This is a genomic window from Candidatus Methanoperedens sp. (genome assembly GCA_027460525.1).
Classification (GTDB): Archaea; Halobacteriota; Methanosarcinia; order Methanosarcinales; family Methanoperedenaceae; genus Methanoperedens.
Map to the genome: position 1 here is coordinate 104985 of JAPZAS010000036.1, position 23995 is coordinate 128979.

The window sequence follows — 23995 nt, forward strand, 5'->3', positions numbered from 1 at the left end:
CTCCTTTTTTAGTAAATTTTTAACCGCAGATGAACGCAGATAAACGCAGATTTGTTGTCTGTATACCTACGATTTGTTTTCACTTCAAAGCCTGTTCTCCTATCTCTCCTGTTCTCACTCTTACAGCGTCCTCGACAGGGCATACGAAGATCTTTCCGTCTCCAATCTGCCCGGTCTGGTTTGTCCTTATTAATGTCTCAACGACTTTTGGGACATCGCTGTCCTCGACCACTGTATATATCATCCTCTTAGGAATGAACTGGAGTTTAGTTTCCATTTTTGCCTCGTTCATCTCATCATCAGGTTCGATCAAACCGCGCTGTTTTCCCCTGCCCTCAACGCTTATCATCGTAAGGGCAGGAACACCAATACCCAGAAGACCTGCCTTGGTTTCCTGTATTTTATGTCTTCGTATTATGGCGATAACTTCCTTCATGATCTCACCTATAATCCTGATTCTCCAGTCCTCACAGTGTAAGCCTCTGAAACATCGGTCACGAAGATCTTGCCGTCGCCGATATTCCCGGTGCGAGCGCTGTTCTGGATAACGTTCACAGCCTTTGGGACGTCCTCGTCATTCACAACAAGCATCAGCATCACCTTGGGCAGTTCATCGTAACATACCGTCCCTACCCTGATTCCCTTCTGTTTGCCACGCCCGAAAACATTCATCTTTGTGAGGGAATAAAACCCCTCTTTTTCCAGGTGCTCCACGACTTTTTCTTCCTTGTTTGGTCTGATTATTGCACGTATCATCTTCATGTTCTCACCTCTCCACAATACCGAATTCGACCATCATGTCCTCAAGCTCCTGCATCGCCATTGGTTTTGGTATCACGAAATTCCTGTTCTCGATAATGTTCTTTGCAAGAGAACGATAAACCTCGGCCTGCTTGCATGCGGGGTCAAAATCTATCACAGTTTTCCGGTTGATCTCAGCGCGCTGGACAATATTGTCCCGTGGCACGAACTGTATCAAATGAGAGCCTATCTTTTTTGAGAATTCGGTAAGCAGTTCCAGTTCATTGTCCACATTGCGGGAGTTGCATATTATGCCTCCAAGGCGAGCATCGCCGTTCTCTGCGAATTTCACTATGCCCTTGCAGATGTTGTTGGCTGCGTAGAGAGCCATGAGTTCCCCGCTTGCAACGATGTAGATCTCTTTGGCGTAGCCTTCGCGTATTGGCATTGCAAAGCCACCGCATACCACGTCTCCAAGCACATCGTAGAAGACGAAATCGAAGTCTTCATTGTATGCTCCCAGTTCCTCCAGCAGTTTTATTGCCGTGATAACACCGCGTCCTGCGCATCCAACGCCTGGCTCAGGACCTCCTGCCTCGACGCACTTTATCCCGCCGAAGCCTGTGTGCTGGACAACATCAAGAGTTACACCGGCTGGGCCATTGTCACGCATGGTGTCCAGTACCGTTGCCTGCACTTTTCCCCAAAGGAGCATCCTCGTTGAATCTGCCTTCGGGTCGCACCCTATCTGCATCACCTTCTTACCGAACGAAGCAAGTGCAGCGGTAAGGTTCTGTGTGGTGGTGGACTTACCGATTCCACCTTTTCCGTATATTGCAATCTGCCTCATGTTCCTCCTATTTTTTTTATAACGGTAGTCCACTGGTGACCTAATTATATATAAAGATTTTCAGTATAAAGATGTTGATTATGATAAACTTTATATAATATTAGATGTCCCTTGGATAGCCGTATGCCTTTAATGAGGCATCATAGGAGGATAATGAAAATGAGACTTAAAAAATCGATATACTGGTCGGTAATAATGGTTCTTCTACTGCTTTCTGTACCTGCTCTGGCAGCGGAAGCACCTAAAGTAGATAGCGGCGACACTGCATGGGTTCTTGCGAGTTCAGCGCTCGTAATGATAATGACCCCCGCTCTGGGCTTGTTCTACGGGGGGATGGTGCGAAAGAAAAACGCCCTCTCAACGATAATGTTTAGCCTTACGATTCTTGCATTAATAAGCGTCCAGTGGGTGTTATTTGGCTACAGCCTTGCCTTTGGTCCTGACGTGCATGGTGTGATTGGCAGCCTTGCCTGGTTAGGACTCAATGGCGTAGGTCAGACGCCAAACGCTGACTATGCGGCAACCATTCCTGCGCTGGCATATATGATATTCCAGGCGATGTTTGCCATAATTACAGTAGCACTCATTTCCGGTGCATTCGTTGATCGCATAAAGTTCAGTGCCTTCATGGTGTTCTCCCTGCTCTGGGCAACTCTTGTGTACGACCCGATAGCACACTGGGTATGGGGTGCTGGAGGCTGGCTTCACAATTTGGGTGCGCTTGATTTCGCAGGGGGCACGGTTGTGCACATCAGCTCTGGAGTTTCAGCTCTTGCAATTGCCTTTGTGATAGGCTCGCGTAAGGGTTATGGAAAGCATCCGATGGAGCCGCACAACATCCCGATGGTTGTTCTTGGCGCCGCACTCCTGTGGTTCGGCTGGTTCGGGTTCAACGGCGGAAGCGCAGTAGCAAGCAACGGACTTGCAACAAGCGCCTTTGTGGTAACCAATACAGCAGCAGCAGCAGCGGCATTGATGTGGATACTCCTTAGCTGGTACCACAAGAGACCGAGTGTTCTGGGTGCAGCCACCGGCGGTGTTGTGGGTCTGGTAGCGATTACGCCTGCTTCAGGTTTCGTTACTCCGATGGCAGCAATAGTGATAGGAGTGGTGGCAGCCGTCATCAGTTACTATGCTATGCTCTTCAGGAGCAAACAGAACGTAGATGATTCCCTTGACGTCTGGGCATGCCACGGTCTGGGCGGAACCTGGGGCGCTATAGCCACGGGCATATTTGCCACCGTTGCTGTAAATTCCGCAGGTGCAAATGGCTTGCTCTATGGAAATCCCGGACAGCTTACGACGCAGTTAATTGCAGTCGGTGTGACATGGGTGTACGCTTTTGTTATGACGGTCATCCTTGCAAAGATTATCGACGCGACCATGGGATTGCGAGTCACCGATGAAGAGGAATCCATAGGTTTAGATATATCTCAACATGCAGAGAAGGCTTATTCGTGAGGTGAAAAAGATGAAGAAAATTGAAGCAATAATACGACCTGAAAAGCTTGACGACGTTCGTAAAGCGCTTGAAGAAAAAGGTATCCTGGGCATGACTATGGCAGAAGTACAGGGACGCGGACGCCAGAAAGGTGTGTGCCTTCAGTGGCGTGCAGGCGAATACTGTGTGGATTTCCTGCCCAAGCTCAAGCTGGATATAATAGTGGACGACAAGGATGTGGAAACAGCGATAACGACGATAACCAAAGCCGCCAGAACAGGACAGAATGGAGACGGCAAGATTTTCATATATCCTGTTGAGGACGTTGTGCGAGTTAGCACAGGCGAACGGGGAAAGGAAGCCATATAACATGGCTTCCTGAGGTTTCTTAAAAAAACGTTATAGGAGAAGATATAATGACGACAACACCTCAAAAGCTTCTGGAATTCATAAAAGAAAAGACAGTAAAATGGGTAGACCTCCAGTTCATGGACATCCCGGGCTACATACAGCACATCACGATCCCTTCATACACATTGAAAGAAGAGGATTTCACAGACGGCATAGGAAAGCTGGACGGCTCTTCCATCAAGGGCTTTAAGGCCATCTTCGAGTCTGATATGAGGATGTTCCCAGACCCGAGTACCTGCGGCATCCTCCCATGGACCGACAACACGCCGCACAGGACGATACGCCTGATATGCGACCTCTACGATGCCTTCGGAGGACCGCGATTCTCACGCGACCCCAGGCACATAGCACAGAGGGCAGAGCAGGCTGTAAACAAAGCGGGTTTTGACCTCTCATACTGGGGACCTGAGCTTGAGTTCTTCGTGTTCGACTCGTTCAGGATGTATCCAAGCTTCTCCACGGCACGCGATGCCTGGTCTGGCACAGGATATGAAATCGAATCAAAAGAAGCCCCCTGGTCGCAAGCGAGCGGCATAAACCACCCGATCCGGTTCAAGGAAGGCTACTATCCTGCACCCCCACAGGACACTCTGCAGGAATACCGCAGCGAGGTAACAGGGCAGCTCTACGACTACTTCGGCATAATCTGCGATGCGCACCACCACGAGGTAGCGACCGCAGGACAGTGCGAGATCGACATGAAGTACGACACGCTCACGAAGATGGCTGATAACGTGCTCACGTACAAGAACGTGGTCAAGAACGTGGCATACAATATGAAAATGGTCGCCACCTTCATGCCCAAGCCGATATTCGGAGACAATGCCTCTGGCATGCACATCCACCAGTCGCTCTGGAAGAAAGGGAGGAACACCTTCTATGACCCTGACGACGAATACGCTGAAATATCGCAGACCTGCCGCTACTACATCGGCGGACTGATGGAGCATTCAAGGGCACTGTGCGCCATCACCTCACCCACCACAAACTCGTACAAGAGGCTTGTTCCTGGCTACGAGGCTCCTGTCTATATCGCATGGAGCAAGCGCAACCGCTCGGCAAGCATAAGGGTACCTGTGTACGAGAAGGGCAAAGAGGCTCCGAAGAGGATCGAGTTCAGACCGCCTGATACGAGCTGCAATACCTACTATGCGTTTGCAGCACTCACTGCAGCAGGGCTTGACGGCATCAAGAGAAAGACCGACCCCGGGGACCCGTGCGACGAGAACATCTACCACCTCACGCCTGAGCGGAGGAAGCAGATGGGAATCAAGGAGTGCCCGGGCTCGCTGCTTGAGGCACTTGGTGAGCTTGAGTCGGACAGGAAATTCCTTGAGCCGATCTTCCCGGGTGATGCCATCGATATGTGGATAGAGCTCAAATCCGAGGAATACAAGCAGAACTCGATAAGACCAACGCCGTACGAGTTCTACCAGTACTTCGATATATAATTCAGTTCCATTCCAGCATGATCGAAGACATGCTGGAGATGTCCTTTTATCCACATCATATGATATGCGTATAAGATGTGAGTTCATCGAAGTTACTATTTAATTTGGCTTCCTATTGACCTTAACCGAAATCCTCTACAGTATAGGTGAACCTGTAATCAGGCTCCCTGCCACATATCCCAGGATAGCCCCTCCGTTCAGGAAGGGAAGACCTGCCTGGGGTTTACCTTTTATTACCAATACCATAAGTATAGAGAATCCCACGAAAGTTCCAAGCATGGCGCCGACCGCTGGAATATTCACAGCTCCGAGGAGCGGGATGGAACCAGCCCTAAAAGTGTTTGCTGAAATTACAAGTATTGTGGGCATTACCACATCACCGAGTCCCATGAAGAAGGCTTCCCGTTCTTCTTTATCGAACTTATCTGTAAGAAAAGAATAACTCCAGTGCTTTGGTATTACCAGTAAAATCGGAAGCCTCAAATCCATTACACCTTCGGCAAGCGCAATCATGTGTTTTGTTCTATAGACTGCGATATAATCGTAAACAGCCAGCAGAACAAGTAAAAGCAATGTCGGAATAATAGCAAGTGATATACCGAAAATCGAGGCTGCCCCGGCGCCGATTATCACGCCTGTTATATCTACAACATACCATTCCGGGAATTTATAGAGGAAAATAGTCAGAGCTATTGAAAGCGCGATGGTCAAGAAAATGTTTATTTCCAGAGGTAAAAACATAGAGAATATTGCAAAAAAAACATAGTTTAAGGTTGAAAATACGGTAAAGAGGATAAATGCCTGTATTATCCATTTTTTGTTCATCTTAACAATTATCAATATAAAGACAGTAAAAACGAGGATGATAGCAACCCACCATAGAACATTGCTTGTGGCTTCCGGGTTGGAAAATGCCTTTATGTCGTTTACCTCAAAAGGTTCGCTCAGGGCAACCGCAATTAACTGGACGAGAAAAAGCAAGAACGCCATGCCTATGAATGGTATATATTTCGTTATTTTCAAATTAATCTCCGCTTATAATATCGGGGAAGGCTTTAAAAGTTTGCTACATGATTTGATTTTTCTGAAATCCAAATCCTTAGGGATGCCACACCGATTTTCCCTAAAAACGCCACTCAAATGAAACATAAAGTATATAGCAATTAGAATAATATAGTGTAATGTATGGAAGCAGGAGTCAAACTCAGTACTGGGATTAGCGGGCTGGATGAGATGCTTGATGGCGGTATAAATCACGGCAGTATTGTAGCAGCGGTCGGGCCTCCGGGAAGCGGCAAGACTATTTTTTCACTTCAGTTTCTCCATGCATCCTTGAGCAGCGGCAGGACGTGCCTCTATATCTCGGCGAACCACAGGGTGGAAGAGCTGATGCGGTATTCACAGAGCTATGGCTGGGACTTTTCGCAGTTCATCACGAGCAAACAGCTCGTGCTCATGCAGATACCTCCGGTTCAACTCATGCAGAGGGGTGGAGAGATGCATCTTGTTTCCGAATACCTCGATGAGTTGCCGCGCGTGGTAAACGAGATCAAGATGGAGGTCGTGATAATAGACTCGGTCACGGACTTCCTCATGCTCTGCAAGAGCCAATTCGAAAGCCGAAGCAGGCTGCTCAACCTATTTACGATAATTTCGGATAACGGCTCTTCAGCACTGATAACAGCCGAAACTGATGTGAACTCAGACTCATCGAAGTATGGCATAGTTGAGTACGCGGCTGACGGACTTATTGTGCTGCGCAGGGTACAGTCAGCCGACCTGAGTGAGATAGTACCTGTAATTCAGGTTGCCAAGATGCGCTGGAGTAAGCACATGAGGGAGATACGGCAGTATGACTTCACAGACAGGGGAATAGTGGTGTATAACAGGTACAATGTAATGCTCAGTGATATGCATGGATGATAAGTTTTTTGACGATATCATGTTGAAAGGGAGCGTATTGCTCACAGCATCACTTACGCCATCCTCTGAGGAGCAGCTCTACAGCATGGTTTACAAATCCTCAAAAAACACAGTTATTAACGGCGTTGTGTGGGTCTGCTACCAGCACTCTCCAGAGGAGGTAGAGAAAAAGCTTAACTCGTATGGTATTGCCATTCCCAACCTCCAGTATATAGACATGATAAGCCAGACGATGGGATTAAAACGGGAGAAAGAGAATGTGCTCTGCTGCACGTCACCCACTGATTACGGTTGTCTCTCCAGGTCGATTGATGAAAAGCTTGACAGATGCGGCACTTGCCTTATCGTGATCGACAACCTCAATGCAATGATGTCGTATGACAACATGCTTGAGCGATTTATAAAAGCACTCCGGAGTTTAAACAACAGGATACCTCAGAGGAATTCGACTATAATTTATACCGCAATTTCAGGGGCATGCGATGGACAGACCGAGGTAGCCATACAGACCACGATGAATTATGTAGTGCCGATAAACGGTAAGGTAAAGGGAAAGAACGATATCGAATGGCAGAGTTTCAAAAATAAATCATGGGAGGAGGTCTTTTCACTCAAGGCGCCCGTCCTGTTTGGAATGATAGTCTTAATGTTTGCTATAATCATATTTCTTTCATCACTATTGATATATTTAATTTTAAAATTGCAGGTATGATGCAACAAACTATTTCTTTTAACCTTCAATATATAGAGCGATGATAATCGGGACTTTAGGACCAGAGGGCTCCTTCTCAGAAAAAGCCGCAAAACAGTGGAATGACAGGGCAGAGCTGCGATATTACGATGATATATTCGATACTGTAGATGCGCTTCGGGGCAATGAGGTGGATTACAGCATTGTTCCGATTGAGAATTCCTTGGAGGGTTCGGTTACGCTCACTCTTGACCTTCTTATGGAACGGCAGTTGAAAATAGCAGGCGAGGTAATAGTCCAGGTTAGACACTGTCTTCTTTCAAAAGGCAAGCTTGCGGACTTAAAAATTCTCATGTCGATTCCACAGGCTCTATCCCAGTGCAAAAAATACATTAAAAAGAATTTCAGGAATATAGAAGTGCGTTCAACATTAAGCACATCCCAGGCTGCAAAGCTGGCTTCAGAAGCAAAGCATATCGCAGCCATTGCATCCAGGGAATCAGCCCAAATATATGGTCTGGAAATACTGGATGAAGATATACAGGATATGAACGAGAACTTCACCCGATTCATCGTGATAGGGAAGGCTACGCCTCATGCAACTGGTAATGATAAGACATCAATTATCGTGTACCTTGAAAAAAATAGACCGGGAGCACTCTACGAGATTCTCGGGGAATTTGCAAAAAGAGGGATTGATTTAACAAAAATCGAATCCCGCCCAACAAAGAAAGTACTCGGGGATTACCTTTTTTACATAGACCTGAAAGGGCATATCGAAGACAGGATGATAAAAGATACGCTTGACCAGGTGAAGAGTAAAGTCGGGATGTTAAAAATGCTGGGCTCGTATCCTGCGGCTCGATGAAAAGTTTTATCCCTCAGTAAATCCATAATTGAGTAGCATCCCAAAAATGAGTGGACTATGGATATACAGTCTTTGAAAAAACTTGCGCTTCTCGGCGCGCATAATAAGCCTGTGGCGCTGTCATCGATTGAATTTGCATCGCATATACATTCAAGCCAGCAAACCGCAGCAAGAAGGTTCAAAAGCCTTGAAGAGGAAAAGCTCATCACGAGGCGGATTTTACATAACGGACAACTGATATCCATAACAAAAAATGGTCTTGCGGCGTTGCAAAAGGAATTAAATGATTACCAGAATATATTTTCAGGGAATGGAGCAATTAAAATCCTGAACGGAAAGGTGATCACGGGGCTGGGAGAAGGTCAGTATTACATTTCTCTGGAAGGATACAGGACGCAGTTCAGGGAAAAACTCGGCTTCGAACCATTCCCGGGCACGTTGAATATAAAACTCGATCCGCAGAGCATTGAGCTTAGAAAAAGAATAAGCGCACATATCAAAATTTCAGGATTTAAGAACCTGAACAGGACATTTGGAAGAGGCTCATGCTTTAATGTCAGGATTTCCGATATTAAAGGGGCGGTAATCCTTCCCGAGCGAACGCATTATCCTGAGGATATAATTGAGGTAATTGCACCTGTGAATCTCAGACAGTATTTAAATGTGGTGGATGGAAGCACGGTAGCCGTGGAGGTAACAGGATGAGCGGCAATGCGCCTGTTATTGAAAAAGCAATCAAAGCTCTGCGCAACGGCAGAATGATACTCCTGTTCGACGCCGAGGAAAGGGAAGGTGAAACCGATCTGGTAATACCAGCACTTAGCGCCGCTCCACAGGATATTGCCCGCATGCGCCGCGACGGCGGTGGACTGATATGCGTTGCAATACATAGCGCTGCGGCTGAAAAGCTGGGACTGCCCTTCATGTCTGAAATCCTAAGAAGCGTCTGTTTGAACGGTCATAAGTCCCTGCGTACACTTATCGAGAAGAAAGGGGATATACCATACGATTCACGCTCCTCCTTCTCCCTCTGGGTAAACTACAGGGGCACTTTTACCGGTATAACGGATAACGATAGGTCTCTTACAATCAATAAGATAGGTGAGGCTGTGAAGAAGGTCTTGAACGGAGAAAGTATTGATTTTGGCAGGGAATTCAGGTCTCCGGGACATGTAGCGCTGCTTCGTGCAGCGTCAGGCCTTTTAAATGAGCGGTGCGGTCAGACCGAGCTGTCCATCGAATTAGCATTAAGGGCCGGTATATCCCCTTCAATGGTGGTATGCGAGATGCTTGATGAAAAAACAGGATATGCCCTTTCAAAGGAGGATGCCAAAAGGTATTCTATCCGTCATAATATGCCTTTTATAGAGGGAAAAAATTTTCTATAGATACGCTTATCCCCCACTCCTGCTATCAGGTTATTTTGTCAGCTCTTTCAGGCGTTTGATGCTTGCCATCATGGCCTGTGATTCCTTTTTCTTCTGGTTTTCAAGATGTTCTATGATTGAATCAATACTGGTCTTGAGCTGATATATCTTATAGGGTCTGCCTTTTCCCGGCTTTTTCTCCTCCCTCTCAGAAATCCATCCAAGCTCTTCCAGTTCCCGCATCGCGATACTGACCTCAGGCTGCCTCAAATCAGAGCCCATTTCAAGGTCCCGGGAAGTAACATCTTTAACATTTTTCAGATAAGTAAGTACTTTTGCCACATTTCTTTTCAATCCCAACTCAATAAGAGTATCAGCGAACTCTTCATCCGCCTTGTCAAGAACATTAACTGAAAGACTTTTCATATTTTCACCCTTCTGCTTTAAATGTATTCATTAAATATAAATCTTACGTTTTAATAAAATCTTAAAAAGAAAAGTCATTATAATAATGAAAGAGAGAGCATCAAAACGCATATATCTATGGGTTTCCCTATGTGACTGGGATTTACATGGAGCTATTAATCTATTTCAACGGCAGATTTGTGCCAAAACATGAGGCAAGGACTTCCATCTATGATCACGGTTTCTTATATGGCGATGGCGTTTTTGAAGGTATCAGGGCATACAACGGCAGGGTATTCAGGCTGGATGAGCATCTTGAGCGGATGTACGATTCTGCAAAAGCGATAGACCTGAAAATTCCTCTCTCAAAAGAAGAGATGAAGAAGGCTATTCTAGAAACGCTCAAGAAAAACAACCTGAAGGACGCTTACATCCGTCCAATTGTTACCCGGGGAGACGGCGACCTCGGTCTTGACCCCAGAAAATGCCCCAAGCCCAATGTTTTCATCATCACGCAGGAGTGGGGCGCAATGTACGGCGACCTGTATGAAAAAGGTCTTACTGCCGTTACCGTGGGAATAAGAAGAAATGCGCCAGAGGCTCTGCCCCCGAACATAAAATCATTGAATTACCTTAACAACATCCTGGCTAAGATCGAAGCAAATGCAAAAGGGGGAGACGAGGCAATTATATTCGATGTGCATGGCAATATCTCGGAAGGTTCGGGGGACAATATTTTTGTGGTAAAGAACAACAGGATTATCACCCCGCCCACGCTCAATAACCTTCGCGGAATAACAAGGGCTGCTGCAATAGAGCTTGCCCGCAGGGATGGGATAGAAGTATCAGAGACCAATATCGGTTTGTTCGATATTTATACTGCTGATGAGGTTTTTGTGACAGGTACAGCCGCTGAAATAGCCCCGATAACAAAAATAGACGGACGTTTAATCGCAGACGGAATGCCAGGCAACATTACAAAAAAGTTAATGTCTGCCTTCAAGGAATTAACAAAAACCGAAGGCACGGTCATTATTTAGTACTAAAGTTCCCTGACGATGTGAATATTTGAGAACGGTATATAGTGTTTCTTTCCTGCATATTCTCCCTCAAGCGGATAAAACACCAGATACTGCTCATTGTGTTTTACTTCTATGACCTTTGAGCTTGTGACCCAGCTATCGAATGCCATTTTACCATCGTCTGCTTTGTATCTCCGGGATTCTATTACATATTTTCTTTCCACCATGGTTCACCTCCTTTAGAATAAGTATATGATGGTATTTCAATGTTACTGAAGACTTAAAACCGCTAAAAAAAATGTGAGTTCAAACTGACTTGAGACCAAGCTATGATGACAATTGTAATCGCAAGAAAAAAAACGTCGGAGATGCTTATCTTTTTCTTTTCCACATACACGTGCGCGTCCGCGCTGTAACCACGGCAGAGCATGCTCTGGTATGTCCGCTCACCCTGCTCGTACGAGCGGACAAATAAGGAACTGATTGTATAGCCAATCTGTTCAAGTGTCCATTTTCTCGATACTTTTCTGTTCCAGATATCAAAACACCTCGTTTTTTGCGCTGTCCTTATCCGCCCGAGCATGTGCCAGAAAACAAAAAGATAGCGCACCATCATGGTAAAGAGCAGCGCAAGTTCCTTTGGCAAGCCAAGGCGCCGTGCCGAGGACACAAGTTCGCTCATGGATGTTGTTGAGGAGAGAAGTATCACCGCGCTTATGCATACCAGGAATTTTGCGAGTAGAATGGCGCCAAAAAGCACGCCTTCACGGGTCACCTCAATTCCTAATGGAAAGGTATGCAGCACTGTAAAATTTGATATAAACGGCTGCCTTAGAAATGGCTGGAGAACCGCAATACCAAAGCCGAAGGGAAGTGCAATGGCGAACCTGAGAACAAGATAGGAGAACTCAAGTTGAGCAAGCAGCATGAGAATAACAAGATAAGCCAGAAGTGCAGTGAGTTTTGCAAAATCAAGCGTATCCATGCGCGGAAGAGCGACTGCATATACTATAATTGCAAGAGTGATGAAGATTTTAATCCTTCCGTCTATATTGTGTATAGGGGATTTCCTGTAGGCTTCGCGCTCAAGTTCGGTGAGGGAGATGTGCATTTTATTTCACTACCTTCAGCAGCTCATCCCTTGCCTCTTCAAGGGTGAATTTCACGCCGACATTTACGCCCTCCTCCTGCAGCATCTCCAGGAGCTGTGCCACAATAGGCAAACGCAGGTGGGTTTTCTTAATCAGTTCGGGAGAGGAGAATATCTCAAGCGGCGTGCCCTCACCTATGATTCTGCCCATGGACATGATGCATACCCTATCTGCAAGCAATGGTACTATGTCCACTTCGTGGGTTGCGATTATTGTTGTTATCCCGAGGTACCTGTTCATCTCGTTTATGAGGTTGATGAAGCGCATTGCCCCTCCGGGGTCAAGTCCTGCTGTGGGTTCATCCAGCACAAGAACCTCGGGCTGCATCGCCAGTATGCCTGCTATTGCAACCTTCTTTTTCTCACCTGTGCTGAGGTGGTGCGGTGCCCTTTCCTCAAAGCCTGTGAGCCTCACGGTTTCAAGCGACTCGCGCACACGCTTTTCTATTTCCTCTGGGCTTAAGCCCAGATTCATAGGACCGAAAGCCACGTCCTGTTTGACCGTGGGAGCAAATATCTGGTCATCAGGGTCCTGGAATACCAGACCTACGGTTTTGCGAACATCCAGGATGTTTTTGCTGCTTATGGATTCACCTTTAATCAGAACATCGCCGCTTGTTGGTTTAAGTATCCCGTTGAAGTGCTTGAACAGTGTGGATTTCCCTGCACCGTTCGCTCCGATTATGGCAATCCGCTCACCTGGTTTTGTTTCGAAGTTGATGCTATCCAGTGCTTTGATTTTTCCCCGATAGATATGGGTAAGGTCAAGAGTTTCGATTATGTTCATATTATACCCTTTTCAGGAGCTTTGCAGCACCCAGCCATAATAAAATTATCGCGGTAAATCCGATTACCACAGCAGCCACTCTTCCCTCCAGTCCCATACCAGGTATGGAGTAATTCGGGAATAGAGGTGTTATTGGGGCTATCATGCTGTTTATCCCATTTTTTATGACAATGCTGGCGGTCTGTTGGAGACCATCGGGGTTGCTTGATGCCAGAAACGGCGCTGCCAGAGCAAGTCCTAATACTGCAACAATGCCTGCTGCAGCCACTTTAATGGTACTGACCTTCCTGTGGGCATCCTCTGCAACTATATCAGGTCTTGCCCTTGTTATGGCGCCGAACACGATGACGGTTATTATGCCTTCCCCTATCCCTGCCACGCCCTGGAATGTGCCCATGAGGAGCATGCCCTTCTTTAGCGGGAATGTGCCGGCAAACCATAGCTCGAATGCGAGTGCGATTGCGGGCAAAATCATACTGAGCCACCCACCTGCGAACAGAGCAACAGGCCGCTTTACAGACAGCTTGGAAAGACCTATGAAGCTGTAGTATCCAAGGAAGCCCCCAATAATTCCCATGTTCATTATATTCGCCCCCATAGCAGTTACCCCTCCGTCCCCGAAGAGGGACTGCACCGCGAGCACAAGTGTCATCAGCAGGACTGCCGCCCAGGGACTTGCGAATATTATTGCTGTGAGCGCTGCTCCAACCACATGCCAGCTTACGCCTCCAAGCATGGGTATTGGTATGAGCAGGTTGGCTGCGATGTTAATGGTTTGAAGTACGAACATCCCTGCCGCAAGCACTCCGAAGAGCGGTATCATGTTCTCGTTCATGTCGTTACGCGCCCATTTTACTGACCGGGCGATGAAAATTATGGCTATTATCCAGTACACTGCAGCCTGTGATAGCGGGATGTACCCGTCAGGAATGTGCAATTTTATACCTCCTAAACTAATATTTATTAATAATTTTTAAATATTGCTTATAAAGTATTACTAATTTATAATTTCGTAATACTCCAAGCGCATAATAAATCTTTATAGTATATGTAGATTGTGGCACATTCAGAGTGTTATCACAAGCTGCCCATCATTGCAGTACTGCAGCATAAGGTCAGCCACTTCATAGGATTGTATCATTTCCACGCCCTCGATCAGTTCATCCTTCTCAAAACCTATCATCGCAGATGCCAGCTCGCAGCACTTGAATTTAACCCCCAGGTCTATGCATTCCCTGACACGTTCATCATACGGAGGCGTTCCACGCTTCCCTTTTTTTCCAAGGATGACGCCCATGGGACCCCAGAGAACCACCACTACGTCCAGTCCTGTTTTGCGGTAGTATTTTGCAAAGCGCAGGATTTCCATCGGGCTTGTGCTCTCATATACCATGTTTTTTAGAAACAGGAGTACTTTTGAGACTTTATTTGCAGCCATAATTGTTATATCTTAAATAATAGATAATTAACTTATCTCTCGTATGTAGTTCATACCCATTTCCTTGGATGCAGTTACTACTGTTTTTAAACCTATTACGTCAACCAACAATATATTGACCCTCACTAGAATAAAAAAGGCTAATGCGGATTCTGGAGCAATTTTTAATAATAAAAAGATTCCGATTCCTCCTGCTTCCATCAGTCCGAGACCTGCTGGTGACACTGGCACGAACATCAATATAGTGATCAATGGATGCAGCAAAAAGAAAGCAAAAAAAGAAAGCGGAATTCCCAGGGCTTTACCAATATAAAACCACTGCAAACCTGCAAAAATCCATCCAATCATATACAAGATTAAAATGGCATTAATGCTGCCCTTAATCTGGATACTTCGTTCTTTGAAAGAAGAAAGGTTTTCTGCGAATTTGTTGAAAAAGGGCAGTCTACGAAAAAATTTTATCGTCACACTTTCGTTCTGCCATGAAATAATCAGCATTACAATCCCTACAATCAGTAGAAAAATAATGCCAAGCAAGGCAGAAGTTAGCAAATCCTTATTGATACCTGAAAGTTTAGAGATATAAAAAATCGCCGCGACCGCCCCGCCAACTTTTAGAATAAATTCAATAGCCTGTGGTGCAAAAATGCATGCCATTCCATCGGTTATTCTGGTTCCTGCATTTTTTTTCAGGATTGAGGGTGTTAAAAAATATCCGCTCCTTCCAGGGGTGATGTCACCAACAATCATTCCTCCCATGTGCGAAAGGAATACAGTCGGAAATTTAATCCGATAGCCTATTCTGCCCAATAAATAGCGCAGGCGGGTGGCCAGAACCAGATTGAGGCAGAAATAGGATATATAAGCCAGGATGAAAAAGAAAGGATCTGTTTTCCCCAGACTCGATATCACCTCGTTTATGTTAAGTTTATACAAAATAAAAATAACAATGGATATACCGATAATTATTTGAATTAATGTCCCGGTTTTTTTCATTCCGAAGACGTAATACATCTTTTGGGATTAAATGCTTTGCATCGGAACTTTTTCACAAGTTTTGAACGGGGAATGCGAATCATATCACCGTAGATAGCGCCGTATTTCCGCCTTAATTCAGAATACTTATATTTTAGAAATGCGCTTAAATCAGCACGATTCGTTGAGCTAATGTATTCATCGGCATAGACTTTTATTAGCTCATCATAGTTCTTGCGTGAATTTCCATGGGCATAATTCTTACCCGGAAAGCGCCTTATGTCCCCGTTAAATAAAGGAGAGATATGGTATAATTCATGCAATACAGTCGAAAGTTTGGTTTGATATTTCCCATGATTCATGAAACGCGGTAAATGAAAATATACGATATACAGAATATTGTTCCCGTTAATATTTACCTCGGGTGCTGAATATTCTATCCCGCGAATTAATTTTGTTTTTGAGCCCCCCGCAAAGCGCATGGGTCGAAGTTTTGCTACAACGCCGTTCCTGCTTCCGTTTGAAAGGGATATGACTATGAGGGTATTATCGGGAATTATGTGGGTGAAAGCAGGATGGGTTTTAACAATATCTTTCACAAGCAGGTTCATGCTGCCTGTGAAATCAAAACCTGCCGAGCTATTTTTGTCTGAATCTCCAAGCCGCATCCTTTAGCGCCTCTATCCCCGGGAGTTTTTCACCTGCCAGAAAATCAATGCATGCTCCGCCTCCTGTGCTCACATGGGAGAATTTACTGGAAATGTCGAGCTGCAGAGCTGCGGCTGCAATATGCCCGCCACCTATGACCGAAAATCCTGATTTTGTCCCGGCTTTTATGAGTTCATGCGTCCCCAGTGCAAAAGCCTCTTTTTCAAACACCCCCGCAGGTCCGTTCATTATTACAGTCTTTGCGCTGCTGATTTCTTTGGAGAATTTTACCATCGTCTCGATGCCGATATCGTGTATGGGTAATTCGGTGTCCAAGTTGCGGACTTTCTCTTCCACCCGCTCATCATTTTTGTTCAATGCCACATCAAGGGGCAGCCCGATATGTTCACCAAAACGCGAAAGTAATTCACGGGCGATATCTATCTGGGGTAAATAGCCCTGTTTTTCAATAAAGCTCATATTCGCGTTTCCAATCTTCACGCCTTTTGCAGCAAGAAACACATTGGCAACGACGCCTGTGACCAGAACTCTGTCTGCGCAGCCCTTTTCCAGCACGTTTTTTGTGACCTTGATTGAATCGTCCACCTTCGTGCCGCCGAGAACATAGATGCACGGGCGCTCGCCGCAGGATAATCCTTTGTTCAGCGAGTCTATTTCTTTTTCCATCACCCTGCCTGCAATGCTGGGCAATACCTCCGTAAATCCTGTTACCGAAAGATGCGACCTGTGGGAAACAGAAAAGGCATCGTTCATGAAAATATCGCAAACTCGCGACAGACGCTGCACCAGGTGGGTTCTGGTATGTTCTTTAGGCGTGCGTTCAAGGGATTCTTCAGAATAAAACCGTGTATTCTCAAGCAGGATGATGTCGCCCGTACTCATTTTCTTGATAGAATTAATGGCATGGGAACCGAAAATGTCATCGACGTAATCAATGCCTCGGCGCATTAATTTCGATAATAGTTTTGAATGCGGCTCCATGGTGGTAAAATCGCTTTTACCTGGACGGCTCTGGTGGGATAGAATCACTACTTTTGAATCTTCAAGCTCCTTGAGGGTTGTAAGGTGGCTTCTGAATCTGCTGTCATCAAGGATGATCCCTTTTGGATCCATGGGCGAGTTTAAATCAAGCCTGCATAGAACCGTTTTTCCCTTGGGGTCTATGTCATCGATGGTAAGATAATCCCGAATCATATAGAGTGGATTTAATTCTAAGAGGATAGCTATATAAATAACGGAAGAATTTTCTTTACACCAGCATCGATAGGGTTATTTATGAACAATGCCATATTAATACTGGTGTGGTGCATGAAAATTAATAAATTAATCCTGATGTTCATTGTTATGTCTTTTTTTCTGGGCTGTGTTCAGCCCCCGGTTGGAACTCCTGCACCAACAGCAACTCCAACAGCAATTCCAACCGCAACACAGACCTCGCAGCCTACCGTATTTCCAACCTTATCACCAACATCTACCCCGGTGCCTATCTCAACTCCTTCGCTGGAACCTATCATGTATAGGATCTGGGTGGACAGCGATTTTGGATTTTACATAGCAAGGGCGATTAGAGGGAATTCTTCTTATGACCTGGCGCCGAGTTTTGATATACTGAATTTTACCATTCGGGTGGGAGACAGCGTCAGATGGATAAATGACGACAGCTATGATTATCCTCTTACTATAGTAAGCAATGAAGGGCTGTGGAGCGGGAGGACGGGGCTTATGCGCTACCAGACCGAGCGCTTTGATTACACGTTTAACCGGACAGGAACCTATACGTTTTCTATCAGAGAGTACCCAAATATCCAGAACCAGAAAATAACAGTAATACCATGATTAAACCCCGCCGCAAGGCGGCGCTTCTGTGGGGTCTGGGGCTTGCCCCAGCGCTTATTACTGATGAAGATTGCATGTTAAATGTTAATTTCCACACCATACACTTTTTCAGGATTCTCTTTGTGGATTTTCCAGAACACCTCCTCGCCCCATTCTGGTATAAGTTGTTTTGTCCTCTTCGGAACGGTCTTGGGTCCAAGCACCGAACCTGGTCTTTTGAGGTCGTCGATGTAATCCGTTTCCATCATGAAGCGCGCGCCTTCGCCGAGGGCTTTCAGAATAGCTTCTTCACCTGCAAGCACGCTTGGAAAAATACCGATTTTCTCACAGATTTTCACCATCGGCGGCGCAAAGTGCTTGATTACTTTCTCAGGAAGTAATCCCGCATCTCTGGCAATTCCCGCTATTTCAGCCAGCCCTTCTTCGGTGGCGCTCTCGGTATGCAGTTGCACAGCACAGCCCGCATCCTTTGCAAGCTCGAAACTGCGGCGCATGATGTCATTGGAGGCATCCCAAAGTTTTGGCTCCACCTCATAGTGGGGGCGCCCGGATTTCAATCCCACAGCTTTGCCTTCTCTCACATATTCGGAGGCAATTTCAAGCCCGCCTTTCATCAGCTCAACAGCGCGCGCAAGTCCAAGTCTTCCATAATATTTGGTCAGTTCGGCAGGGTGCACGCCCAGCACAACGAACACTTTTACTTTTTCCGCCTCTTCGGCGCGCCGCGCAATTTTCAGGACTTTATCAAAAACCTGCCTGTAGTCCTCGGGCGCATTTATCTCAATGCCAAGCGACCAGGGCGGGAGCGAGACGAGCATGATATGCGTTCCCCCGGCTCGCGCGAATTCGCGGATGGCATCGAGGCATCTGCCGGAGGGGTTGAGGTGCATGTGGTTGTCGAGGATGGGGAGGGTCATTATTTTATTCCCTCGCCACCCGCGCCGCCTCCTCCACGTACGCCTCAAGCTTGCCGCGCTCGATGCAGGGCGCGAGTTTTTGGAGGAACTCCTCGGTTTTGTTATTATCGGACATTACCTTATTACCAATCTTCAACTTCTTTTATCCTGATTATTGATTTTGATCGCTCAAGCATCTCACTATCCAGACTCACCAGCGGCACATTGAACTCTCTGGCTATCTGGATGACTATTGCATCCATTCCCCTGACCCCAATTTCTTTTGCTATATCAGCAGCCTCATGCGCTCTATAAGACACAACCTCCATAAAAACTATTGAATCTATATTGCATAAGTCAGTTTTAACTCTCTCTGCAAGACGGGAAGAACCTGTCCTTCTTTTTATTGCAGCAACAACTTCTACCAAAACGATAAATGGCTCGATGGCTAAATATTCGCCATTCTTAACTTTTTCAAATAAACTCTTGCATTCTTTGTGTTTTACTTCTTTTTCATGAAGAGCGGCAACTATAACTGAACTATCTATAGTTATACGAGCTACCATTATTTTTCTCTCTGGCTTTGAATTTCCTCTAATGCGGTAAGGCCTTTCCATTCCATAGAAATTTGTCTGGACGCATCCATAAGATCGTTCCAAGCTCTTTCCGCCTTTATTTTATCCACAACTTTAAGGTCAATAGTTATTTTCTTGATTTTTGAAAGCTCTTCACTTATATGTTCCAGATGCTCTTCGATTTCCTGTAAATTTTGCATTATTTCCTCTAACAGTTCTTAGTATTGTTCTTTCTTATAACTATCGTTACAGGAATTAATCATTTTTGATGCAGCTTTCTTCTGCAACTACTGCCACAACCCCCGCCTCCATCGCACCCTTGCTTTAATTGACTGAACCGGGGGTTCAATATTGATTTCTATGATTTTTAAATCATCAATAAAATCGCATGCTGAAAGTATCGTTATAATATGCGATACAGTCATGCCATTTTGCTCCAGTACTGAAGCGCTTTAACGTAACTTTTCCAGAGGATGTAGTCATCCCATTCTTCAAAATTCTCTTTATTGGCGGTTCTCTTAATTTTAGCTTCAAAATCAGAAAAAGCCATGTTATATTTCTTTTCCATTTCTTTTATCTTCTTACTATAATGTTCTACTTTGAACATGGCTTGGTCATGGACAAGCGCAGATATAGCTTCCTGCTCATTTTTATATAAACCAATTTTGATTAAATCCTCTATTGGCGCAAAGACATTGCGGTGGATTTTTACATACGACATAACATAACCTCGTTAATATTTTGGGCTCCTTGGCAGATTAAATGCAAATTGTTCTTAAAACCCATATTTCAATTAGCCGTATTTTTTCTTTGTCTCTTTCCATGCCTCTTCTCTTGCTATTTCCAGTTCTTCCATATCTTTCTCACTCAATGAAAGCTCTTCAATGCATTTCTCAAACAAAGCCCATCTTATTTCCTCTTCTTTTACCAGCTCATCGATTTTTCTTTTTAGATTGGATACTGGAATTTCTTTCGGAACTTGTATGATCATTTCGCTCATTTAAATTACCTAATGTTCTTGCAGTGTTATATAAACTTGGAAGATGAGATAGACATTCTAACATTCATCCCAAACCATCAGTTTCCCCCATCTCCCGCGCCACTCGCGCCTCCTCCTACACGCACTTCTCAAGCTCGCCTCGCTCGATGCAGGGCGCGAGTTTTTGCAGGAACTCCTCGGTATTGTTATTTTCTGACATAATTTTCAAGTTCGTTATTTTTCTGATTATTATCCAAAAATTTAAACAGTATTTTTATATTCGTGTTAGAAGAAACTTTTGGATTTTGTGCGTGCCATGTTACAACTTCAGTTTTTATTTTTTCCAAAGCCCTTTTTTAATCCTTTCCAAATTTTTTAAGTCCCGCTCTCTAATATCTAATTTTTCTTTTGTCTCTTCGATAATCTCACATTTTTTCTGATTTTTGATATTATTATCCAACCGCAACACCATCCTTTGCAGAGTAGAGTAATTTACCTTTAAGAATTTCATTCACGAATGGAGTCCCTTTTCTTTCCATTTCTTCAAATTTTTTTTCCGTATAGCACAGTGGTTCTATCGGGAGGTCGGTTATCTCAAGATTCAACCATCGCTTGCCTTCTTCTATGTTGCTCATATTCCTGTTAAATCACTTTCACATGTTCTATTGTTTTTCACGTATAAATAATGCAGTTTATTAAAAACCCGATGTAAATATGCATATCGTTCATAAAGGACTGTTATCCCATTATTTTAGCTACCTCGCCGCCTCCTTCACTCCTCATGCTCGCGGCGCAAAGAACACAAAGATTTAAGGCTATTTCATCGCCTGCGCTATCTCACTGCCCAGCGACCTCAACACTCTATCCCTGACAATATTAGATTCAAGGCTCGTTCTCACCCTCGGTCTTGGTAAAGTGACATCAAAAACTTCCTTCACAGTCCCGGGTCTTGCTGTCATCACGGCAATCCTGTCTGCAAGATAAACCGCCTCATCCACGCTGTGCGTTACAAAAAGCGCGCTCTTGTGCTCTTTCTCCCAGATCCTCAGAAGCTCAGCCTGCATGAGATTTCTTGTCTGCGCATCCAGTGCGCCGAATGGTTCATCCATCAACAATAGCTTGGGGTTATTTGCATATGCCCTTGCTATTCCAACTCTCTGCTTCATCCCTCCCGACAATTCATGCGGATAATGGCTCTCAAACCCGCTCAATCCCACAAGTTCGATATAATATCTTGAAATCCGCTCACGTTCCTCTTTCCGCACCCCTTTCACTTCAGGTCCGAACTCGATATTTCCTTTCACAGTCCTCCAAGGGAACAGTACATATTCCTGGAACACAAAACCGCACTCCTTATTTACGCCCTCTATCCTTTTCCCATCAAGCAGGAGTTCCCCACCTGTCGGCGAATCAAGCCCGGCAGCCAGGCGCAGGAGCGTGGTTTTTCCGCACCCGCTCGGACCAAGAAGGCACACAAACTCACCGTCAGCAACTTCAAGATTTACATCAGAAACCGCAAGAAAATCGTTGAATTTCTTGGTTACGCCGTGCAGGACTAATCTTCCCATTTTACGAACCTCTTTTGCAAAAGAAGTATGCTGATATTCATTATGTACCCGATGACCCCTATCACTATCATGCCAGCCACCATTTCGGCATACCGCCCGAGGTCGCCCATGTTCCAGATAAAATAACCTAAACCCACAGGGCTCCTGATAACCATCTCGGCTGCGACTATCGCCATCCAGCCCACTCCCAATCCGATTCGCAGACCCGCTATTATGGAAGGAAAAGCCGAAGGTACAACCACCTTCGCCACTGTCTGTGATTCAGAGGCGCCGAGTGTCTTTGCTGCGTCGATTAAACGAGAGTCTGTGGATTTTACCCCGTAGATTGTGTTCAGAATAATGGGAAAAACCATGCCGATAAACACAATGAATATCGAGCCTCCGGTGATAAGGATGAATATGGCAAGCGGTATCCATGCCATGGGAGGCATGTTTCGCACGATTTCGATAACAGGGTTGAGGATACTGCCGATTATCCGTGAATATCCCACAGCGATACCCACAGGCACTCCTATGATAAATGCAACAATGCCACCCTGCAGGACACGCATAAGGCTTGCTTTTGTATGATCGACGATTCCGTAGGTAAGCGCAGGGCCGTAAAGACGGGTGAACAGCGAACCCGAAAGCGCATCCCATGTCTCAAGCGGCGTGGGAACATCCCTCAATCGCATGAAAGGGATATTGAAAATATCATTCCTTGCCAGTATCACCAGAACGTGCCATAATAGCACAAAACCGATTAGAGAAAGGATATTGATGAGTAATCCTTTTCTCACATAACCGGCTTTCATCAGTAGCTGACCTTCAGTCCTTCTTTATCCGCAGCCATAAGGAAAAGCACATGCTGGATTGTTCCAGGTCCCGGGAATCCAACGGTCTTGCCCCTTAAGTCTTTCAGAGAGGTTATGTTATTGGCGACCACGATAACAGAACCCTCGTCGTTCATGCCAGCTATCACTCCAACACGCGCATCATCTATGGTGAAATCATTGCTGTTTATCCTGTGGATGATCACAGGAGGGATGCCGAGACTTCCAATGTCCACGGTGCCTGCTTTGAAACCTTTCTGCATTTCGAATGCACCGTTCTGGAAGGGAGTACCTTCGGCTAAGGTGATGTTTATTCCGACTTCCTTATACCAGCCCTTTTTCCATGCCACATAGAAAGGAAGCTCATGGATGTCATTGATAAGGTAGCCGTAGTGGATAATTACAGGTTCCTTCAGTGTTACATCGCTGAGGTTGGCATCCTTATTCTGCACAGCCCAATCAACATACTGGTTGGTTATCAGTGAGTTTGCATAATCCGAGGAGTTCTTATACCCCGATTGATTCCATTTTGCAGGGTCGAAGATACCAAAATCCTGTATCTGCTTGATAAAAGTCGCCGACCCTGGAATATCATTGCTGTATACGAATTCAACGTCTTGAATACTCATGTTCGCAGTTTTCCGGTCTGTGAGACCTCCGAATTCCATTGTAAAGTTTATCAGGTCTTCATGGTCTGGCGAGTCGCTCTTCTTTGCCTTATTGATATAATCTACTGATTTTAGCTGCATAAGTGCTACGCGTTTGAGTATTTCATCAGCATTCTTCGTGTTCTTATGCCAGTTGTAATTGTATGCGATTACGCAGCATGGATGTTCTTTCCAGATATCACCTGAGTATAACAGTGGTTTGCCGTATCCTTTAGTTATGGCGATTGATGGATAGGGCTCCCACATTATGAAGCCTGAAATCTCACCAGTCCCCAATCGCTGCACCATATCCTGCCCGCCCATTCTCACAAGATTAATGGGTTGCTCGGGGGCTTTTTCACCGGCTTTTAAGCAGCCTGCCGCAAGTGCAATCAGAATTACTGCAAATAAGAATATCCACGAATTTTTCATGATGTGTTATCGTGTCTAAAAATATTTAATGGTTCCGTATTTTTTGCTGGGATGATAGTGC

At 45.3% G+C, this 23995-nt stretch carries 33 protein-coding genes; 10 read left to right on the forward strand and 23 right to left on the reverse strand.

The window, feature by feature from the left end:
- Positions 1 to 79 precede the first annotated feature (79 nt).
- The 3 genes from O8C68_13510 to cfbC are packed head-to-tail and all read right to left on the reverse strand — an operon-like array spanning position 80 to position 1591.
- Positions 80 to 436 carry a P-II family nitrogen regulator gene (locus O8C68_13510; protein MCZ7396809.1) on the reverse strand — a complete coding sequence of 119 codons (357 nt, stop codon included), beginning with the start codon at positions 434 to 436 and terminating at the stop codon, positions 80 to 82.
- 8 nt (positions 437 to 444) lie between these two features.
- A complete protein-coding gene (locus O8C68_13515; GenBank protein ID MCZ7396810.1) occupies positions 445 to 762 on the reverse strand; it encodes a P-II family nitrogen regulator in 318 nt (105 codons plus the stop codon).
- 4 nt (positions 763 to 766) lie between these two features.
- Positions 767 to 1591: a Ni-sirohydrochlorin a,c-diamide reductive cyclase ATP-dependent reductase subunit gene (gene cfbC / locus O8C68_13520; GenBank protein ID MCZ7396811.1), complete on the reverse strand. Its 825-nt coding sequence runs from the start codon at positions 1589 to 1591 to the stop codon at positions 767 to 769.
- 159 nt (positions 1592 to 1750) lie between these two features.
- On the opposite strand from cfbC, the gene O8C68_13525 reads away from it, so the two are divergent.
- Genes O8C68_13525 through glnA form a run of 3 tightly spaced genes read left to right on the forward strand, consistent with a single transcriptional unit; the run spans position 1751 to position 4894 of the window.
- Positions 1751 to 3052: an ammonium transporter gene (locus tag O8C68_13525; protein MCZ7396812.1), complete on the forward strand. Its 1302-nt coding sequence runs from the start codon at positions 1751 to 1753 to the stop codon at positions 3050 to 3052.
- Between the two features lie 10 nt (positions 3053 to 3062).
- Positions 3063 to 3401 (forward strand): P-II family nitrogen regulator, encoded by a 339-nt coding sequence (locus tag O8C68_13530; protein MCZ7396813.1) that lies wholly within the window; start codon positions 3063 to 3065, stop codon positions 3399 to 3401.
- A 47-nt stretch (positions 3402 to 3448) separates the two neighbouring features.
- Positions 3449 to 4894 carry a type I glutamate--ammonia ligase gene (glnA, locus tag O8C68_13535; protein ID MCZ7396814.1) on the forward strand — a complete coding sequence of 482 codons (1446 nt, stop codon included), beginning with the start codon at positions 3449 to 3451 and terminating at the stop codon, positions 4892 to 4894.
- 135 nt (positions 4895 to 5029) lie between these two features.
- Here the strand turns inward: glnA and O8C68_13540 are convergent, their stop codons facing one another.
- Complete coding sequence (locus O8C68_13540) at positions 5030 to 5923, reverse strand: presenilin family intramembrane aspartyl protease (protein MCZ7396815.1); 894 nt, start codon at positions 5921 to 5923, stop codon at positions 5030 to 5032.
- 156 nt (positions 5924 to 6079) lie between these two features.
- Here O8C68_13540 and O8C68_13545 point away from each other — a divergent pair, with 156 nt between their 5' ends.
- From O8C68_13545 to ribB, 5 genes are read left to right on the forward strand one after another with little or no spacing between them, the layout of a single operon-like run.
- On the forward strand, positions 6080 to 6817 hold the full coding sequence (locus tag O8C68_13545) for an AAA family ATPase (protein ID MCZ7396816.1): 738 nt from the start codon (positions 6080 to 6082) through the stop codon (positions 6815 to 6817).
- Complete coding sequence (locus O8C68_13550) at positions 6810 to 7529, forward strand: hypothetical protein (GenBank protein MCZ7396817.1); 720 nt, start codon at positions 6810 to 6812, stop codon at positions 7527 to 7529. The genes O8C68_13545 and O8C68_13550 overlap by 8 nt, the downstream gene beginning before the upstream one ends.
- Before the next feature lie 40 nt (positions 7530 to 7569).
- Complete coding sequence (gene pheA, locus O8C68_13555) at positions 7570 to 8376, forward strand: prephenate dehydratase (protein ID MCZ7396818.1); 807 nt, start codon at positions 7570 to 7572, stop codon at positions 8374 to 8376.
- Between the two features lie 57 nt (positions 8377 to 8433).
- Positions 8434 to 9081 carry a winged helix-turn-helix domain-containing protein/riboflavin kinase gene (locus O8C68_13560; GenBank protein ID MCZ7396819.1) on the forward strand — a complete coding sequence of 216 codons (648 nt, stop codon included), beginning with the start codon at positions 8434 to 8436 and terminating at the stop codon, positions 9079 to 9081.
- Positions 9078 to 9764 (forward strand): 3,4-dihydroxy-2-butanone-4-phosphate synthase, encoded by a 687-nt coding sequence (gene ribB, locus O8C68_13565; protein ID MCZ7396820.1) that lies wholly within the window; start codon positions 9078 to 9080, stop codon positions 9762 to 9764. Before O8C68_13560 ends, ribB begins: the two co-directional genes overlap by 4 nt.
- A 30-nt stretch (positions 9765 to 9794) precedes the next feature.
- Here ribB and O8C68_13570 read toward each other — a convergent pair whose 3' ends face one another.
- On the reverse strand, positions 9795 to 10169 hold the full coding sequence (locus O8C68_13570; GenBank protein ID MCZ7396821.1) for a transcriptional regulator protein: 375 nt from the start codon (positions 10167 to 10169) through the stop codon (positions 9795 to 9797).
- 146 nt (positions 10170 to 10315) lie between these two features.
- Between O8C68_13570 and ilvE the strand changes: the two genes are divergently transcribed.
- The gene (gene ilvE, locus O8C68_13575; protein ID MCZ7396822.1) at positions 10316 to 11188 is read left to right on the forward strand and encodes a branched-chain-amino-acid transaminase; all 873 of its coding nucleotides are present in this window, start codon (positions 10316 to 10318) and stop codon (positions 11186 to 11188) included.
- A gap of 2 nt (positions 11189 to 11190) precedes the next feature.
- On the opposite strand, the gene O8C68_13580 is transcribed toward ilvE, so the two are convergent.
- The 8 genes from O8C68_13580 to pgk form a co-directional block, all read right to left on the reverse strand.
- Positions 11191 to 11397: a hypothetical protein gene (locus O8C68_13580; protein MCZ7396823.1), complete on the reverse strand. Its 207-nt coding sequence runs from the start codon at positions 11395 to 11397 to the stop codon at positions 11191 to 11193.
- A 62-nt stretch (positions 11398 to 11459) separates the two neighbouring features.
- A complete protein-coding gene (cbiQ, locus tag O8C68_13585; GenBank protein MCZ7396824.1) occupies positions 11460 to 12281 on the reverse strand; it encodes a cobalt ECF transporter T component CbiQ in 822 nt (273 codons plus the stop codon).
- Position 12282: 1 nt separating this feature from the next.
- Complete coding sequence (locus O8C68_13590; GenBank protein ID MCZ7396825.1) at positions 12283 to 13107, reverse strand: ATP-binding cassette domain-containing protein; 825 nt, start codon at positions 13105 to 13107, stop codon at positions 12283 to 12285.
- Position 13108: 1 nt separating this feature from the next.
- Positions 13109 to 14044, reverse strand: coding sequence for a cobalt transporter CbiM (gene cbiM, locus O8C68_13595; protein MCZ7396826.1), 936 nt, complete (start codon positions 14042 to 14044; stop codon positions 13109 to 13111).
- Between the two features lie 129 nt (positions 14045 to 14173).
- Entirely contained in the window at positions 14174 to 14545 is a 372-nt protein-coding gene (locus tag O8C68_13600; GenBank protein ID MCZ7396827.1) for a DsrE family protein, read from the reverse strand.
- Between the two features lie 27 nt (positions 14546 to 14572).
- A complete protein-coding gene (locus O8C68_13605; protein MCZ7396828.1) occupies positions 14573 to 15541 on the reverse strand; it encodes a lysylphosphatidylglycerol synthase transmembrane domain-containing protein in 969 nt (322 codons plus the stop codon).
- A complete protein-coding gene (locus O8C68_13610) occupies positions 15538 to 16188 on the reverse strand; it encodes a hypothetical protein (GenBank protein ID MCZ7396829.1) in 651 nt (216 codons plus the stop codon). Before O8C68_13610 ends, O8C68_13605 begins: the two co-directional genes overlap by 4 nt.
- Positions 16160 to 17383 (reverse strand): phosphoglycerate kinase, encoded by a 1224-nt coding sequence (gene pgk / locus O8C68_13615; GenBank protein ID MCZ7396830.1) that lies wholly within the window; start codon positions 17381 to 17383, stop codon positions 16160 to 16162. Before pgk ends, O8C68_13610 begins: the two co-directional genes overlap by 29 nt.
- 81 nt (positions 17384 to 17464) lie before the next feature.
- Here pgk and O8C68_13620 point away from each other — a divergent pair, with 81 nt between their 5' ends.
- Positions 17465 to 18025: a hypothetical protein gene (locus O8C68_13620; protein MCZ7396831.1), complete on the forward strand. Its 561-nt coding sequence runs from the start codon at positions 17465 to 17467 to the stop codon at positions 18023 to 18025.
- Between the two features lie 77 nt (positions 18026 to 18102).
- On the opposite strand, the gene O8C68_13625 is transcribed toward O8C68_13620, so the two are convergent.
- The 10 genes from O8C68_13625 to O8C68_13670 form a co-directional block, all read right to left on the reverse strand.
- Entirely contained in the window at positions 18103 to 18942 is an 840-nt protein-coding gene (locus O8C68_13625) for a TatD family hydrolase (protein ID MCZ7396832.1), read from the reverse strand.
- A gap of 122 nt (positions 18943 to 19064) precedes the next feature.
- Complete coding sequence (locus O8C68_13630; GenBank protein ID MCZ7396833.1) at positions 19065 to 19538, reverse strand: type II toxin-antitoxin system VapC family toxin; 474 nt, start codon at positions 19536 to 19538, stop codon at positions 19065 to 19067.
- Positions 19487 to 19696, reverse strand: a complete 210-nt coding sequence (locus tag O8C68_13635) for a hypothetical protein (protein MCZ7396834.1) — start codon at positions 19694 to 19696, stop codon at positions 19487 to 19489. Before O8C68_13635 ends, O8C68_13630 begins: the two co-directional genes overlap by 52 nt.
- Positions 19697 to 19783: 87 nt before the next feature.
- The gene (locus O8C68_13640; GenBank protein ID MCZ7396835.1) at positions 19784 to 19921 is read right to left on the reverse strand and encodes a hypothetical protein; all 138 of its coding nucleotides are present in this window, start codon (positions 19919 to 19921) and stop codon (positions 19784 to 19786) included.
- The gene (locus O8C68_13645) at positions 19918 to 20217 is read right to left on the reverse strand and encodes a hypothetical protein (protein MCZ7396836.1); all 300 of its coding nucleotides are present in this window, start codon (positions 20215 to 20217) and stop codon (positions 19918 to 19920) included. The genes O8C68_13640 and O8C68_13645 overlap by 4 nt, the downstream gene beginning before the upstream one ends.
- A 72-nt stretch (positions 20218 to 20289) precedes the next feature.
- The gene (locus O8C68_13650) at positions 20290 to 20496 is read right to left on the reverse strand and encodes a hypothetical protein (GenBank protein MCZ7396837.1); all 207 of its coding nucleotides are present in this window, start codon (positions 20494 to 20496) and stop codon (positions 20290 to 20292) included.
- Between the two features lie 431 nt (positions 20497 to 20927).
- Complete coding sequence (locus O8C68_13655; protein MCZ7396838.1) at positions 20928 to 21110, reverse strand: hypothetical protein; 183 nt, start codon at positions 21108 to 21110, stop codon at positions 20928 to 20930.
- A 180-nt stretch (positions 21111 to 21290) separates the two neighbouring features.
- Positions 21291 to 22043: an ABC transporter ATP-binding protein gene (locus tag O8C68_13660; protein ID MCZ7396839.1), complete on the reverse strand. Its 753-nt coding sequence runs from the start codon at positions 22041 to 22043 to the stop codon at positions 21291 to 21293.
- Complete coding sequence (locus tag O8C68_13665; GenBank protein MCZ7396840.1) at positions 22031 to 22837, reverse strand: ABC transporter permease; 807 nt, start codon at positions 22835 to 22837, stop codon at positions 22031 to 22033. The genes O8C68_13660 and O8C68_13665 overlap by 13 nt, the downstream gene beginning before the upstream one ends.
- Positions 22837 to 23934, reverse strand: a complete 1098-nt coding sequence (locus O8C68_13670; GenBank protein ID MCZ7396841.1) for an ABC transporter substrate-binding protein — start codon at positions 23932 to 23934, stop codon at positions 22837 to 22839. Before O8C68_13670 ends, O8C68_13665 begins: the two co-directional genes overlap by 1 nt.
- Between the last annotated feature and the right edge of the window lie 61 nt (positions 23935 to 23995).

Bases quoted from the DNA above. Each gene is read 5' to 3' on its own strand.
- O8C68_13590 (MCZ7396825.1), bottom strand. From the start codon at position 13,107: ATGAACATAATCGAAACTCTTGACCTTACCCATATCTATCGGGGAAAA.
- O8C68_13510 (MCZ7396809.1), bottom strand. From the start codon at position 436: ATGAAGGAAGTTATCGCCATAATACGAAGACATAAAATACAGGAAACC.
- cbiQ (MCZ7396824.1), bottom strand. From the start codon at position 12,281: ATGCACATCTCCCTCACCGAACTTGAGCGCGAAGCCTACAGGAAATCC.
- O8C68_13625 (MCZ7396832.1), bottom strand. From the start codon at position 18,942: ATGACCCTCCCCATCCTCGACAACCACATGCACCTCAACCCCTCCGGC.
- O8C68_13515 (MCZ7396810.1), bottom strand. From the start codon at position 762: ATGAAGATGATACGTGCAATAATCAGACCAAACAAGGAAGAAAAAGTC.
- O8C68_13670 (MCZ7396841.1), bottom strand. From the start codon at position 23,934: ATGAAAAATTCGTGGATATTCTTATTTGCAGTAATTCTGATTGCACTT.
- O8C68_13605 (MCZ7396828.1), bottom strand. From the start codon at position 15,541: ATGAAAAAAACCGGGACATTAATTCAAATAATTATCGGTATATCCATT.
- pheA (MCZ7396818.1), top strand. From the start codon at position 7,570: ATGATAATCGGGACTTTAGGACCAGAGGGCTCCTTCTCAGAAAAAGCC.
- O8C68_13635 (MCZ7396834.1), bottom strand. From the start codon at position 19,696: ATGCAAAATTTACAGGAAATCGAAGAGCATCTGGAACATATAAGTGAA.
- O8C68_13550 (MCZ7396817.1), top strand. From the start codon at position 6,810: ATGGATGATAAGTTTTTTGACGATATCATGTTGAAAGGGAGCGTATTG.
- O8C68_13600 (MCZ7396827.1), bottom strand. From the start codon at position 14,545: ATGGCTGCAAATAAAGTCTCAAAAGTACTCCTGTTTCTAAAAAACATG.
- glnA (MCZ7396814.1), top strand. From the start codon at position 3,449: ATGACGACAACACCTCAAAAGCTTCTGGAATTCATAAAAGAAAAGACA.
- O8C68_13640 (MCZ7396835.1), bottom strand. From the start codon at position 19,921: ATGACTGTATCGCATATTATAACGATACTTTCAGCATGCGATTTTATT.
- O8C68_13560 (MCZ7396819.1), top strand. From the start codon at position 8,434: ATGGATATACAGTCTTTGAAAAAACTTGCGCTTCTCGGCGCGCATAAT.
- ilvE (MCZ7396822.1), top strand. From the start codon at position 10,316: ATGGAGCTATTAATCTATTTCAACGGCAGATTTGTGCCAAAACATGAG.
- O8C68_13570 (MCZ7396821.1), bottom strand. From the start codon at position 10,169: ATGAAAAGTCTTTCAGTTAATGTTCTTGACAAGGCGGATGAAGAGTTC.
- O8C68_13650 (MCZ7396837.1), bottom strand. From the start codon at position 20,496: ATGAGCGAAATGATCATACAAGTTCCGAAAGAAATTCCAGTATCCAAT.
- O8C68_13525 (MCZ7396812.1), top strand. From the start codon at position 1,751: ATGAGACTTAAAAAATCGATATACTGGTCGGTAATAATGGTTCTTCTA.
- O8C68_13530 (MCZ7396813.1), top strand. From the start codon at position 3,063: ATGAAGAAAATTGAAGCAATAATACGACCTGAAAAGCTTGACGACGTT.
- O8C68_13645 (MCZ7396836.1), bottom strand. From the start codon at position 20,217: ATGTCGTATGTAAAAATCCACCGCAATGTCTTTGCGCCAATAGAGGAT.
- cfbC (MCZ7396811.1), bottom strand. From the start codon at position 1,591: ATGAGGCAGATTGCAATATACGGAAAAGGTGGAATCGGTAAGTCCACC.
- O8C68_13655 (MCZ7396838.1), bottom strand. From the start codon at position 21,110: ATGAGCAACATAGAAGAAGGCAAGCGATGGTTGAATCTTGAGATAACC.
- O8C68_13620 (MCZ7396831.1), top strand. From the start codon at position 17,465: ATGAACAATGCCATATTAATACTGGTGTGGTGCATGAAAATTAATAAA.
- O8C68_13580 (MCZ7396823.1), bottom strand. From the start codon at position 11,397: ATGGTGGAAAGAAAATATGTAATAGAATCCCGGAGATACAAAGCAGAC.
- O8C68_13545 (MCZ7396816.1), top strand. From the start codon at position 6,080: ATGGAAGCAGGAGTCAAACTCAGTACTGGGATTAGCGGGCTGGATGAG.
- O8C68_13630 (MCZ7396833.1), bottom strand. From the start codon at position 19,538: ATGGAAAGGCCTTACCGCATTAGAGGAAATTCAAAGCCAGAGAGAAAA.
- O8C68_13665 (MCZ7396840.1), bottom strand. From the start codon at position 22,837: ATGAAAGCCGGTTATGTGAGAAAAGGATTACTCATCAATATCCTTTCT.
- pgk (MCZ7396830.1), bottom strand. From the start codon at position 17,383: ATGATTCGGGATTATCTTACCATCGATGACATAGACCCCAAGGGAAAA.
- O8C68_13660 (MCZ7396839.1), bottom strand. From the start codon at position 22,043: ATGGGAAGATTAGTCCTGCACGGCGTAACCAAGAAATTCAACGATTTT.
- ribB (MCZ7396820.1), top strand. From the start codon at position 9,078: ATGAGCGGCAATGCGCCTGTTATTGAAAAAGCAATCAAAGCTCTGCGC.
- O8C68_13610 (MCZ7396829.1), bottom strand. From the start codon at position 16,188: ATGCGGCTTGGAGATTCAGACAAAAATAGCTCGGCAGGTTTTGATTTC.